The following is a 14,456-nucleotide window of genomic DNA, read 5'->3' as shown; positions in this document are numbered from 1 at the left end:
AGCGAAATCAGGCCTTGCAAACCGGTCAACAAAAGTGTCCATCGTTATAAAGTCACTCTAACTGCTGACGGGCCATAAATTTTAGTTCTATGATTTTATATCTTTATTTTCAATAGCGATAACTCGAGGTTTTTCTTCATCCGGGATTTCATATTCAATATCCAGAGTTAGTAAACCACTAGATAACTCAGCACTTTCTATCTTCACATTTTTACCGAGGTTAAACTCAAGGGAAAACTTACTTTGCGTTATTCCTTGATGGATCCATTTCTCAGAATCATTAACTAATTCTGCTGATTGCTCACCTTGAATATACAATTTCCCACCTTTTAGGGATACGCTTAAGTCCTCTTCCTTATAGCCAGGAACACTAACCGTTAATTGATAGCTTGTTTCATTTACTTGTTTTAAATTATACGGATGCTCTGAAGTTAAAGGCCTATTACCTGTTAGCTGGCTAAACAAACGATCCATTTGGTCAAATCTGTTAGAAAGTAGGCTATCGGATAATGTTGGGAATAATGAAAAAGATCTAATGTTAGACATAATTTCTCCTTCAATATTTTTATATCAATCTAAACACGTACGACTATGCACCATTACCTGTGTACCTAGTATGGAATAATGCTCTTTCTTGGTGCAATTCTTATATAGTGCCAGTTACGCGTATTTCAAGCCTTAAATTACACTTCTTTACAAAATGGCGTTACCAGCTGTAAACCATTAACAAAAACCCCATGAATTTCATACAAAATGCATGGGGTATAAGCAACGTGATGACATCGAATGAAATAAATTTTTTATTTCAATTAATTTTATCTTGCTCTAATCAGCCCTAATTATAGGGCTGTCTTATTATCGAGAATATCAATAACTAGTTATCTTTATTTAATAACCCATCGGATAAACGGTGACGTGACTTATTAAAGATTTTATTACTGACTTCACGACCTGCACGGCGTGCCCGTTGTTCTTGCTCTGGAAGTTTCATTTCTTCTGTACAAGATGAACTGCAACAACCTTCATACTTTTCTGCGCAGCTAGGGCATTGAATGAACAACAAATGGCAACCATCGTTACGGCAATTGGTATGCGCATCACAAGGAGCCCCACATTGGTGGCATTGTGCTAATGTGTCCTCTGTAATACGCTCACCCATGCGGTTGTCAAAAACAAAGTTTTTCCCTTTGAACCGTAAAGGTAGGCCTTGTTCTTTCGCCTTACGTGCGTATTCAATAATCCCACCTTCAACATGGTAGACATTTTTGAAGCCGTTATGCAGCATATAGGCACTGGCTTTTTCACAACGGATCCCACCAGTACAATACATTACAACGTTTTTGTCTTTTTGCTCTTGCAGCATTTCAACCGCCATTGGCAGTTGCTCCCTAAACGTATCTGACGGTATTTCAATTGCATTATCAAAACGCCCTACTTCATACTCATAATGATTTCGCATATCGACGAAAACAGTATTTGGGTCATCAATCATCTCATTCACTTCATGAGCTTTTAGATATTGCCCCGTATTTGCTGGGTTAAATGTTTCGTCATCAATACCGTCAGCTACCACACGCTCACGGACCTTCATGCGCAGCACCCAGAACGATTTACCGTCATCATCAATCGCAATATTTAAACGTAGGTTTTCTAATGCGGGGTCTGTTGCATAGATAAGCTCGCGCAATGCGTTCACATTGGATTCAGGCACACTAATTTGGGCGTTAATACCTTCTTTGGCAATATAAACACGCCCAAAAACGCTTAATGATTTAAATTGTTGATACCATTGATTGCGAAATTCGTTTGGGTCTTGAATAGTGAAATACTTATAAAAAGAGATTGTGGTACGAGGCTCAGTTTCAGCCAACATACGCTCTTTTAAAATTTTATTTGAAACTTGATTATGTAACACTGGCATGGTGTTCTCTTTTCCTTTGTAACGAGTTAATTTCTAAAGCAAAAATCGGATGGTGTCCACGAAGTGTCCACACTTGACCATTATTAAATATTATCGCTGTTATTTTGTTAATAAAAAACCCTTTATTTGCAGGGTTATTGTGATGAAAGTATTAACTAATCGTTTAGATACTATTTTCAATCATCAGCGGATATTTTTCTTTTTAGTTTGCGCTTCGTTATGTTATAACATTTTTTTGATAAAACAATTTAGCTGACTGAATGATGCGATTTTTTCCTTTCTATTTTTTATTTCTGTTTATGGTTGCTCCACACGCAGCGGCACACCCTCATAGTTTTATTGAGATGCAAATTTCCCTTGAAAGTAAACAAGATAAATATTCAGGGATTAGCTATGTTTGGAAAATGGACCCAATGACATCAGCGGATATCGCATATGAATTAAAAGGTATCAAACCGGATGACCCGCGTTGGAAACAGCAAGAAGCTATTATTATGGCGAATGTGTTGATGCAGGATTATTTCACTGACTTTTATTATCAAGGAAAGAAAGTCAGCTTTAAACGTATTCCTGATAGCTATCATTTAGAAAAAGATGGCTTTTCTTTAGTTTTTTTCTTTACCGCTTCCTTTATGCAGCCCTTGCCTATTACTGGTTCCCACATAGAAATTCAAACTTACGACCCAACTTTCTACGTCAGCATGACTTACCCAAATAAACAGCAAATTCACCTGCCTTTGGATATTGCCGCAAATTGCCAGATGGAACTACAAGAAGCAAATGTCACCGACTCAATGCGCGCCTACGCTTTTTCCTTAGATAAAAGTGATAACCCAGAAGAAGATTTGGCACTTGGCAAACAGTTTGCACAACGGGTTGATATTCAATGTCCATAATGCCTTTACGCACACCAAAATTAATAATCACTGCGCTGTTTATGGGGCTTGCTACCTATGCCGCTTGGCAGCTATTTACCCACTGGGGATCATGGCTACAACTTAGCTTTGCTTGGCAAAAACAGTTAAACCAAGGGCTATCTTACCTATTACAAGAAACCACTTCTCGCCCATGGTATGCAGGCGGGTTACTGGTGGTTGCTAGTTTTGCTTATGGCTTTTTGCATGCCCTTGGCCCGGGACATGGAAAATTAATTATCACCACTTATATTGCAACTCAAGCAACTCATTTAAAGCAGAGTGTTATCATTAGTTTACTAGCCTCACTCTTACAAGGGCTTGTTGCGATCACTTTAGTTTCCTTAGTCTTGATCCTATTCCAACTCTCTACTAAACATCTCAACCAAGCCAGTTTATATGCCGAGCAAACCAGTTATCTATTTGTCATTTTGCTAGGTAGTTATTTATGCATCAGCGCACTGCGTCGTAGCTGGTCAATCCGCAAATCAAAACACTTGGCGCCACTCACGATAAAAAGCATTCAACCATTGAATTCTTCAACGAAAGCAATAAGTAAAACAAAAGTCCATAGCCACTCAGACAACTGTGGCTGTGGACACCAACACGTTATCCAATCCCATCAATTGCAATCCAGTTTTAAAAGTAAGCTATTGATTATCTTATCGATGGGTATTCGCCCTTGTTCCGGGGCAATTCTTGTATTGCTGTTTTCTTATGTCATTGAGGTATATGCGTGGGGGGTTATCGCAGCCTTAGCAATGGCTATGGGGACTGCATTAACTATTTGTTTAATCGCTATTTTTGTTCATTTAATGCGTGATAATGCCGTTCGGGTATCACGCTTAAAAGGAAAGTCACTTTCCCCATATTGGGCAATCACACTGAAAATTTTGGCAGGTCTTTTATTTATTTTGATGGGCGTTTTGATGTTACAGAGTATTGGCTTAGAACAATCGGTTTCCCCGCTGTTGCGATAAACCATTAAAAAAGGGAGGGCTCCCCCTCCCAGGCATTTGCCGAAGTCACGGTGCAGTAACACCGTTTTATGCGCAATGTCAACTGCTTACTACTTATTACAACTTCCAACTATTACAACTTCCAATTTTATTGCCAACTACCAGATGGCTAATGATAAAGCTATGCAGGTCCTCATCACTAACCATCCTTACTACTTCATTTAACCAATTAACTCAATGCGAGCTGGTAAGCCTTGGCGAACCGATGCCCCCGAGACCCAATCTAACCACGTGTTGGCGACTTCACGCGTTGGGTCAGCGAACCCAAGGTCATTTAAGTTAATTCCTGAGCCATTTGCCGCATTCATTGGCATTGGTTGGCCATCAAGATAATGCTGCTTCGCCCCCATTTCTGTGTGTCCATAGCCATGTTCAATTGCAAGCACACCAGGCATTACGCCATCAAGAACACTCACTTGGGCTTCAGCATGGCCACCCGGAGTGGTGATGCGGATCCAATCTCCATGTGTTACCCCCATTCTCGCAGCGTCATCCGGGTGGATAGCGACAAGGTTCGTCGGTTTCACATGGCGTAAACGTTCAATAACAGTCGTTGAACTGCTCATGACATGGGATTTAAATGACATCAGTTTCAACGGCCACTCTTTTTCTGGGAATACCGTATTCACATCATCGCCATTTGCCATACGTGGTGGATAATAGGTCGGGCAACCACTATAGCGCTCACCGGTTATAGCATGGCGGTTAATTGCCACCGTTGGGTTCCAAATTTGTAGGCCTTTTTTCCACTGAGGGCCTGTTGCATCGCCATCCCATGCTTTTTCATAAGGTGCAAAACGACCACCGCGTGTGAAAATATAGGCAACACGACGCACTTCTTCCGGTTTTAAAGTCCGCGTAATAGCCGGTAAAATGCGCTCCACGCCACTGATTTGGATATCTTCTGTTGCGGCTTCAGGGACTGGTTTTTCCCCTAACCACGCCATATTGGCAGCCACTCTTAAGTAATAGTCTTCCGCTGTATTGAGTGAATGCATGTTGCCATCCATGTCCTCAATCACGTTATCGCCAAAGCCTGGTAAATTAAGTTCTTTCGCTACAGCGATACAGAAACTTTCCATCGAAACCGGCTGGCCATCCGCGGTTTTAGCTGTACGTGACTCAACAATTGGCCAACGTGCCGTACTGGCTTTGACCTGCACACCAGACCAGGGTGCGCTGAACCCCCAACTTTCGAAATTATGGGTATCCGGCACAATATAATCTGCTAATGCCGTGGTTTCATTCATAAAGGCATCAATACCAATAATCAGCGGTAAATGTTTTGGGTCTTTCAGTTTTTCTTCCATCACCTGACGAATACCTGCGATACCGTATACAGGGTTAGTCATATTGGTGATCCACGCTTTCAGTGCGTAGGGGTACCCCATCAAGGCAGATGCTAGTTGCTCGGTCAGTTGGCCTTTCGCAAACGGGTACCAAGGCGCTTTTGCAGGATATGGGCTTTCACCTGCCGCTTGGCGCGCTTTGAATTCATCTGACTTTTCATACACTTCATTACTGCGCGATAACACCACACCTTTAGGTTTCACTTTACCTTTATAGCTGGCAATTTTATAACGTGGTCCATCGTTTTCCCCGTTGAATTTACCGCCACCAACAGAGACACCGCCTTTTAAGTTTAAGTTACCAATCAATGCGTTAAGCATGATAACTGACCATGCAGTGTAGAAACCATTACCGCCCATCATACCGCCATGGGAGATAACCGCGGCTTTTCTATCATAAGAAGTTAATGCTTTACCGAGTGATTCAATGGTTTTTACTGGAACATGGCAACGCTGGCTGTACTCTTCCAACGTCATACGGTTTGCCGCTTCTTTTAAACACTGGAAGCTGGATTTAACGGTCACTTCACTGCCATCGTGCAAGGTCACTTGGCGTGTCACAAACAGCTCAGCCGTAGGGGCTTCATCCGCCAGTTTTAACTCACCCGCAGCATCTTGCACTAAATAGGCTTTCTCATTGTCACCTTCTCCTGTGATATAAGAAGAAATTAACAATTTGCCTGCTAATGGGTGGTTATCATCCGTAATCACTAAATGGGTTGAGTTAGTCCAGCTTTTCTCCCCCGCTGCTTCCATGGATTTTTCACTTGGCACGCTGAGGTATTTTGCATTATAACGCTCATTTTCGATGATCCAACGGATCATCCCCATCACTAACGCAGCATCAGTGCCCGGTTGCACCGGCACCCAGTGACCGTGGTCATTCGCTAAAGTCGTCGTTAATGGTAATGCAGGTGAAACCACCACATAGTTAAATGAATCGCGCAAACGCGCTGTCGCTAACTGGCGGCCTTGGCGCTTAAATGGGTTACCTGATTGCGCAGGCGATGTGCCGAGGAACAGAGCGAAGCGGACATTATCCCAATCAGGTTTAACGTGGGCATTTTTGTCCAAATCATCCATCAGTGCACCGGAGCCTGCACGGTAAGCCAGTCCACAATAAGAACCGTGAGCACCGAAGTTTTTACTACCAAAGGCATTTTGAGCAAAGCGGCGGATAAAGCCATCACGGCCATCATCACCTGCGTTGGTCACTAATAATTGGTTAGCTTTTGGGCCTAATTTAGGTTGAGATGGGTCTAAAGGCGTTTCTAAATCACGAATTGCCCGTAAGCCATCCACGTGCCCCTCACCAAATAGATCGCCCCCTTCAACCACTTCTTTAATTAATTGTTCAAAGCTGATGCGCTCCCATTTGCCTTCCCCACGTTTACCAACACGTTTCATCGGCTCTAGAATACGCAATGGGCTTGTTAAGCCTTCCATTAACGTCGCACCGCGAGCACAGGCAGTAGAACTGTGCTCGAGGCCTGACTCACCGCTCATTTTGTTAAATGCGGTTTTCAGCGGCATACCATAAGGAAAGTGCTCTTCATGGGAAAGTGGGTGATAAGGGTTCCCCGCGATACGCAATACTTCATTTTTTGCTGTATCGACACGAGCACGAATACCACACTGAGTCCAACAACCAAAACACTGTGTCATCGCAACCACTTGTTCTGGATTTTCTTGCCAGCCTTTCAGCGCCTGTCCTTCAGGGCGTAAAGAGTTACCATTGATGCGATCAAGAGTGACTTTACCTGACGTACCATTAACCAGGCCATCGACTGCACGTTTGGCAACATCACGGTAGCTTGCACCAAATAATGCGATACCACCGACAACCAAACCACCTTTAAGCCATTGACGTCTTGAGAATTTAGCCATGTTGCACTCTCCTCGCAAACCAGCGAACACCTTCACGAACAATAATTGTTAACGCAATCCATAAACCGAATGTACCGACGATAGCCAGTAATCCATCTGTTCCCAATGGGAAATGGTATGGATTGGCGATAATGTTATATTTTGGAACCGCTTGAACTTCCATCAGGAAAATCCAACGTAACGTCCAAGCAAAAGCCATTGAAACTAAGGCTAAAATAGTGATATATGGGATGGAGCGAGTCGCTTTTAAATTACTGACAGACATCGCAAAAGTGATTACCCACAATGCACAAACTCCCATCAACATCCACCAGCCAGGGCTTGCTGTATCTAACTGTTGGCGCACGGCAATACCTGAAGTCGTATCACCTGAGAGCCATAGCGCAAAACACACGGCGAACAGCAATAATGTCACCACTTGGAAGCGGGCTAAGCGATTTTGATATTGAGGTTCACGGCGTGCCCCTAAACCAATCAAAGCAGGTAAGACTTGTAGAGCACTCAGGAACATCAATACGGGTATCCACCAGCTATACCAAATTGGACGTGCATTTAACACTGAGGCTTCACGGCCGGTATATAACAATAAGCCGATCGCTGAAAGCGCAGCCAGCAAGGCTACCCAACGCGTTGCTTTAAACTCTTTTTTCCAAATCAGTTTCACCACTAACGCGACAAAATATAAACCAATAAATGTGGTGAATAATGGTAGTAACACAGAGCCCCACCACATCCAAGACCACATTGTTGGATGTGCGTAGAAATGCCATACCCTTGCGGTTTGGTGTAAATCTGCGGTTAATGCTAACGGGGCAGTGATCCCCATTGTGATAGCAATAAATACAGAGATCATCTCTAAGCGGCTGTTTTCAGGTTTGTTTCTCCAATGAAGGTAACAAGCGTACAGTACCGCACAAGACGCAATTCCAATGAAGAAGAAATATTGTACCGCCCAAGGAAGCCAGAAGAATTCTTGTGGCTGAGCCATAATTTCTGAAATATAAGTCACTTGGCCATTCATCAGAACACCTCCTGCCATAATGCGGGCTGCCCTTTGCCTTGCAGCGGCTGTACGAATGCATCATCTAAACCAATATAGAAAACTTGTGGTAAGGTGCCACTTTCCGGTTTGAGTACTTTAATTTCAGCCTCGTGCTCCGTCAGCATTTTACGAATTGTACTGTTAGGGTCTTTTAAATCCCCAATAATACGTGCGCCACCCACACAGGATTCAACACAAGCTGGCAATAAGCCCACTTCTAAGCGATGAGCGCAGAATGTGCATTTATCCGCAGTTTGGGTAGAGTGGTTGATAAAACGCGCATCGTATGGACAGGCTTGCACACAGTAAGCACAGCCAACACAGCGTTCGTTATCAACGACAACGATGCCGTCTTCCCGTTGGAAAGTCGCTTGAACCGGACACACAGGAACACAAGGAGGGTTATCACAGTGGTTACATAAACGAGGTAACAACACATTAGTGAACCCTTCTTCGCCTTTCACTGCGACTTGATATTGATTCACTGTCGTTCTAAATTGGCCTTGTGGCGTTTGGTTTTCAACCGAGCAGCTTACTGTACAGGATTGGCAGCCAATACAGCGGCGCAAATCAATCAACATTCCATAACGTTTTTCTGGGTTGCCTTCTCGGCGTGTTGGGGAAAAATTGAGCCCTGCTTCTGCAATGGGAATTAATGATGCCCCCGCAGTTACGGCTCCAATTTGTTGTAGAAATTTTCGTTTACTCAGATCCATAATTGGCTCCAGTATTGACATTGCTAATGCGAAAATAAAAGTTATTAATCAATATGTTATTTGTATTACATGCGTTATTGACAATGGGTGCAGTCTCGTTAAGATAACCATTGAAATTGTTATTTCTCTTTAAACCAGTTGGGTTACCTTGATAGAACTTGTAGTGCCATTGTAAGAAGAGTGGAGCCACTGCCCTATTGTGGTTTACCACATACCCGTAGCTAAATTGATCTAACGCAACGAATAACTCAAATATGTTAAAAAAATCGTCTAGGCCGTTGTATCACATACTGTTAATCATGCTACTGACGTGGTCTTTGCCGGCAATTTCGGCCCAGTGGACTATTGGGGTATTAGCCTTACGCGGCCCAAGCTCTACCCAATCTCATTGGCAGCCTTTGATTGATACACTCAATGAATCAATTCCTGGGGAGCGTTTTACATTACAACCTCTCAATTTAGATGAGATGAAAGAGGCGATTTCCAATCGTAAGATTGATTTTTTGCTGACGAACCCTGCCCAATTTATTCAGTTAGATAACCGCTATCATTTACGTTGGTTGCTCTCCCTTCGCTCAGACGTGGAGCCCAACAGCACAACGCGTAATGTTATTGGCAGCTTAATATTAGTTCGTAAAGAGAGTGATATTTCAGACGTTAAAAACCTAATAGGCAAGAAAGTCGGAGCAATTTCACCTGATGCTTTTGGTGGCTATTTGTTAGGTTACAAAGTGCTAAGGGATATGGGATACGACGCTGCCAAAGACTTTAAAATGCAATTTTTAGGCTTCCCTGCAGATGCATTATTATACGCACTGCGTGATGATTCATTATCCGCAGCTATAGTTCCTGTCTGTTTATTAGAAAACATGCATAGCGAAGGGTTGATTGATAAAACACAATTTCGCCCATTAATTCAACACCCAAGCTCTCTCTCTTGTTTAACTAGCACAGAACTGTATCCAAATTGGTCTTTTGCCGCCTTAAGTGAAGTTCCAGACAATTTGGTCGACAAAGTGACCAAAACATTATTATCAACAGATAAAGCTGCTATGCGTTGGGGAGCCCCAGCGTCGGTGACTCAAGTCGAAACCTTGCTCAGAGACGTCAACCAACACCCGCAACAGCGCCAGATCTGGCAGGATATCGTCAGTTGGACGATTCAAAACCAAATCACTATCAGCCTTGTCGCATTATTTTTCGTTTTACTGGGTATTAACCATGTTTGGATTGCCTTTTTGGTCAGGCGCCGCAGCCGCCAATTAGAAGAAGCACATGACCGCTTACGAGAGCAAGAAGCTAATTTACAAAAGGCGCAGCGGTTAAATATTTTGGGGGAAATGGCTTCTGGATTTGCCCATGAATTAAACCAACCGCTGTCTGCAATCCGCCATTATGCCCAAGGGTGCATTCTACGCCTGACTAAAGAGTCTGAAAGCCATCCATTAATTAGCGCTTTAACTAAAATCGACGACCAAGCTCAACGTGGAGCCGACATCATTCGTAATTTACGTCTCTGGGCGGGTAAACCGGGCCATGACCCCGCAGTCGCATTAAACCCACAATCAGTTAAACAGGCTATTAACCATATTTGGCAATTATTGCGCGCAGACCAGCACTACCCCAATTCGAGGTTAATCTTACCTGAAACCCCTGACATCTCCCTGATGTTGCCAGACACATTACTTGAGCAATTGCTCTCCAATTTAATCAGTAACAGTTTACAAGCAGGCGCAACGCTACTGCGTTTTGAGTTTCATTTTTCACAGCAGCATTTTTTACTTGTTTTGCAGGATAATGCGGGAGGAATGCCTTCCGAGCAACTAGAGCAAGGTATCACGCCATTTGCCACGACTAAAAAAGAAGGCTTAGGGTTAGGTTTAGTGATCTGCCAGCGTTTGATCCAAAGCCAAGGTGGGGATATTCGTATCGAAAATAACCTGAGTGATGATGGGTTGCATGGCTTAATGGTTACACTTATTTTCAATTATCACAGTAAAATCGTGGATTAAGCATATTTTGCCACGTAATTGATAACATTCGCATTAACTATATGTGACAATGGCTTCATTACGATAATCAATGCTCGTCATATAAAGCACCTTATTTTGTCACCCTCTACACGACGAGGTATATGTATGCCAGTGATCCATCTCGTGGATGATGACCCCGATGTAACGGATGCCTGCCAATTCTTACTCGAAACATTGGGCTATAGCGTTACTGTTTGGAATGACAGTGAAAAATTTATCCAAAATGCAGCACTACACCAAGAGGGGGTGGTGTTATTGGATATGCGCATGCCAAAGCTAGATGGCCGGCAAGTTCACCAACACCTTAGAGAGCAGCAAAGCACATTGGCCGTGATATTTTTGTCTGGCCATGGCGATATCCCGATGGCTGTGGAACAAGTGAAACTCGGTGCTGTCGATTTTCTACAAAAACCCATTGATAGCCAGCTGCTTGCCAAAACATTAAAACAAGCTCAATCACAAACCACCAAAGCCACTGAAGGGTATTTAATTCAGCAGCGCTACGACACACTCACTCCTCGCGAAAAAGATATCTGTGGTTATGTGTTGCAAGGCTTAATTAACCGTGAAATTGCTGAGGCAGCCTGTGTTTCTGTACGTACCGTTGAGGTTCATCGGTCCCGAGTCATGGAAAAAATGGCGGTTCGTAACTTAGCTGAGTTAATGAGCACCATGCAGGCAATTAACGCTTTAAACGAATAATTTGATATAGTTTAATCATACCTTTTTATTAATTTATGACTAATATATTCGGATAACAATGATACTAGCTCCAAAATTTCAAAAACGGTTCCTCCACCCTCGTTACTGGCTAACTTGGCTAGGCATTGGCGTATTATATCTTCTTGTATTGTTGCCTTATCCTCTCATTTATTGGATGGGAACGCGTTTAGGGTTATTTTCTAAACGCTTTTTGAAAAAGCGGGTGAAAGTCGCAGAGCGCAATTTGCAATTATGTTTTCCAGACATGAGCGAGCAAGAGCGGCAACGCTGTGTCGACAAAAACTTTGAATCTGTCGGCATGGGCTTATTTGAAACGGGCATGGCTTGGTTTTGGCCTGATTGGCGAGTTCGTCGCTGGGTCAACGTCATTGGGGAAGAAAATGCGGTTGCTGCCCGCCAAACAGGTAGAGGCATTATCGCCCTCGGCGTTCACTTTTTGACCTTGGAAATTGGAGCGCGTGCCTTTGGCATGTTAAATCCGGGGATCGGTGTATATCGCGCCAATGATAATGACCTGCTTGATTGGCTACAAACCCGTGGGCGGTTACGCTCCAACAAATATATGTTAGATCGCAAAGATATGAAAGGCATGGTGCGCGACTTAAAAAATGGGGAAATTTTGTGGTATGCCCCAGATCATGACTACGGCCCTCGCAATAGTACATTTGCACCGTTATTTGCTGTAGAAAATGCGGCCACGACCAATGGTTCACAAATTATTTTGCGTCTTGCCTCTCCTTTAGTGGTGCCTTTTACACCACGGCGCTTACCTGCAGGTAAAGGCTATGAGCTCATCATTCAACCTGCCATTGATGATTTCCCAATTGAAGATAATCTGGCTACCGCAACCATGATGAACCAAATTATCGAAAAAGAGATCCTCAGAGCGCCAGAACAATATATGTGGCTACATCGCCGTTTTAAAACACGCCCTGAAGGGGAGCCTTCGTTATATGGGGATTTAGATAAAATACATCATTAATCATTAGCGTAATCAGATAAATTATGGCGTGGTTTTTCAACTGTTTTTTTATGATGATTTTCTTGCTGTTTTTCATACTGTTTTCTCTAAATATGGCGTGATTTTTCAACTGTTTTTTATGATGCTTTTCTTGCTGTTTTTTATACTGTTCTCTCTAAATATGGCGTGATTTTTCAACTGTTTTTTATGATGCTTTTCTTGCTGTTTTTTATACTGTTCTCTCTATATGGCGTGATTTTTCAACTGTTTTTTTATGATGCTTTTCTTGCTGTTTTTCATACTGTTTTCCCTAAATAGTCGGGTCTACAGCTAGGCGGCAAAATGAAGATATCCCGAGGAGCATACATAAGTATGTGACTCGGGTAGCTGACTGAAGCCAACAACGCTGTAGAACTGAATATGACGGGAAAAGTGACTCGGGGAGCTGAATGAAGCCAACAACGCTGTAGAACTGAATATGATGGAAAAAGTGACTCGGGGAGCTGAATGAAGCCAATACCGCTGTAGGGCTGAATATGACGGAAAAATAAATATGACGGGAAAAACAGAGTATTGGAAACGTAACCTATACGTCGTGTGGTTTGGCTGTTTTTTAACAGGCGCCGCCTTTAGCCTGATCATGCCTTTTCTCCCGTTATATATTGAAGAACTTGGCGTCAAAGACCATGCTTCGCTGAATTTATGGACTGGCGCTGTTTTTAGTATCACTTTCTTATTTTCTGCTATTGCCGCCCCTTTTTGGGGTCGGTTATCCGATCGCAAGGGACGAAAGTTAATGCTATTGCGATCTGCGCTGGGCATGGCGATTGTTATGGTGTTAATTGGCTTTGCGCAGAATATTTGGCAATTATTAGCCTTAAGAGCCATATTAGGTTTATTGGGTGGCTTTGTCCCTAATGCTAACGCGCTGATTGCAACTCAAATTCCCGTGAAAAAAAGTGGTTGGGCTATGGGCGTCCTCGCTACGGGTGCCGTAAGTGGCGCACTTATTGGCCCACTCATTGGCGGTTTTCTTGCTGACCAGTATGGCTTACGCCCCGTCTTTTTCATTACCGCAACGGTGCTGTTTATCTGCTTTTTTGTCACGCTTTTTTATGTCAGAGAACGCTTTACACCGGTTTCGCGCAAAGATGCATTAACGAGCAAACAAGTTTTTGCCTCTTTACGTAATAAAAATTTAGTAATCAGCCTCTTTTTTACCACCATGATTATTCAAGCTGCAATGGGCTCAATCAACCCTGTCATCACGCTTTATGTACGTGATTTATCTGATTCCCTTGAAAACTTGGCCTTTGTCAGTGGTGTGATAGCTTCCATTCCTGGAGTTGCGGCTTTAATCAGTGCGCCCATGTTAGGTAAACTCAGTGACCGAATAGGCCCTGAAAAAGTTTTACTCGCCGTGCTGGGCGCATCTATTTTTGTCTTATTCCCAATGGGGCTAGTGAGTAGTTATTGGGAGTTAGGTTTTCTCCGATTTATGCTTGGGGCTCTGAATGCGGCACTACTACCTGCGGTACAAACGTTAATTATCTATAATATTTCCCACCAAGTAACCGGACGTATTTTCAGCTATAACCAAGCATTGCGTGATGTTGGCAACGTGACAGGGCCATTAATGGGGTCCTTTGTCGCAGCAACTTATGGTTTCAGAGCCGTATTCTTTTTCACCGCGGCATTGGTTCTCTTCAACCTAATCTATTCGTGGTTAGTCATCCGACGACAATCTGATGGCCTACGAGCCTCCCCTACTGACCAATAAACGTCTTGCTATTTTTTGTACAGAAACCAGATGATTTATAGGCTTTATTGTCTTACTTTCCTTAAAATCAAATTTTAATGAACATAACCAATTGATTTTAAATAACTTAAT

The 14,456-nt window shown here is 43.0% G+C and carries 11 protein-coding genes; 6 read left to right on the top strand and 5 right to left on the bottom strand.

Going from position 1 to position 14,456, the window contains the following annotated elements:
- Positions 1-87: 87 nt before the first annotated feature.
- Both G6Q48_RS12910 and trhO read right to left on the bottom strand, forming a co-directional pair.
- Positions 88-546 (bottom strand): Hsp20 family protein, encoded by a 459-nt coding sequence (locus tag G6Q48_RS12910; protein ID WP_166266847.1) that lies wholly within the window; start codon positions 544-546, stop codon positions 88-90.
- Between the two features lie 328 nt (positions 547-874).
- Positions 875-1,921, bottom strand: a complete 1,047-nt coding sequence (trhO, locus tag G6Q48_RS12905; RefSeq protein WP_102139556.1) for an oxygen-dependent tRNA uridine(34) hydroxylase TrhO — start codon at positions 1,919-1,921, stop codon at positions 875-877.
- Between the two features lie 260 nt (positions 1,922-2,181).
- On the opposite strand from trhO, the gene G6Q48_RS12900 reads away from it, so the two are divergent.
- Complete coding sequence (locus tag G6Q48_RS12900) at positions 2,182-2,817, top strand: DUF1007 family protein (RefSeq protein ID WP_166266845.1); 636 nt, start codon at positions 2,182-2,184, stop codon at positions 2,815-2,817.
- Positions 2,808-3,815 (top strand): nickel/cobalt transporter, encoded by a 1,008-nt coding sequence (locus G6Q48_RS12895; RefSeq protein ID WP_229597562.1) that lies wholly within the window; start codon positions 2,808-2,810, stop codon positions 3,813-3,815. Before G6Q48_RS12900 ends, G6Q48_RS12895 begins: the two co-directional genes overlap by 10 nt.
- Positions 3,816-4,015: 200 nt before the next feature.
- Here the strand turns inward: G6Q48_RS12895 and ttrA are convergent, their stop codons facing one another.
- The 3 genes from ttrA to ttrB are packed head-to-tail and all read right to left on the bottom strand — an operon-like array spanning position 4,016 to position 8,848.
- Positions 4,016-7,090: a tetrathionate reductase subunit TtrA gene (gene ttrA, locus G6Q48_RS12890; RefSeq protein WP_166266843.1), complete on the bottom strand. Its 3,075-nt coding sequence runs from the start codon at positions 7,088-7,090 to the stop codon at positions 4,016-4,018.
- Positions 7,083-8,129 carry a tetrathionate reductase subunit TtrC gene (gene ttrC, locus G6Q48_RS12885; protein WP_102139553.1) on the bottom strand — a complete coding sequence of 349 codons (1,047 nt, stop codon included), beginning with the start codon at positions 8,127-8,129 and terminating at the stop codon, positions 7,083-7,085. The genes ttrA and ttrC overlap by 8 nt, the downstream gene beginning before the upstream one ends.
- Positions 8,111-8,848, bottom strand: a complete 738-nt coding sequence (ttrB, locus tag G6Q48_RS12880) for a tetrathionate reductase subunit TtrB (protein ID WP_036957869.1) — start codon at positions 8,846-8,848, stop codon at positions 8,111-8,113. The genes ttrC and ttrB overlap by 19 nt, the downstream gene beginning before the upstream one ends.
- A gap of 254 nt (positions 8,849-9,102) precedes the next feature.
- On the opposite strand from ttrB, the gene ttrS reads away from it, so the two are divergent.
- The 4 genes from ttrS (at position 9,103) to mdtG (ending at position 14,345) form a co-directional block, all read left to right on the top strand.
- Positions 9,103-10,860, top strand: a complete 1,758-nt coding sequence (gene ttrS / locus G6Q48_RS12875) for a tetrathionate respiration histidine kinase TtrS (protein ID WP_102139551.1) — start codon at positions 9,103-9,105, stop codon at positions 10,858-10,860.
- A 126-nt stretch (positions 10,861-10,986) separates the two neighbouring features.
- A complete protein-coding gene (gene ttrR / locus G6Q48_RS12870; RefSeq protein ID WP_102139550.1) occupies positions 10,987-11,583 on the top strand; it encodes a tetrathionate respiration response regulator TtrR in 597 nt (198 codons plus the stop codon).
- Positions 11,584-11,641: 58 nt separating this feature from the next.
- Entirely contained in the window at positions 11,642-12,586 is a 945-nt protein-coding gene (locus tag G6Q48_RS12865) for a Kdo(2)-lipid IV(A) acyltransferase (RefSeq protein WP_102139549.1), read from the top strand.
- Between the two features lie 532 nt (positions 12,587-13,118).
- A complete protein-coding gene (gene mdtG, locus G6Q48_RS12860; protein ID WP_102139548.1) occupies positions 13,119-14,345 on the top strand; it encodes a multidrug efflux MFS transporter MdtG in 1,227 nt (408 codons plus the stop codon).
- The last annotated feature ends 111 nt before the right edge of the window (positions 14,346-14,456 follow it).

Origin of the sequence: Providencia sp. M-27 (genome assembly GCF_011077905.1) — a bacterium.
Classification (GTDB): domain Bacteria; phylum Pseudomonadota; class Gammaproteobacteria; order Enterobacterales; family Enterobacteriaceae; genus Providencia; species Providencia huaxiensis.
The sequence above is the reverse complement of the archived record's forward strand: the minus strand, read 5'-3'. Positions and strand labels throughout refer to the sequence as shown.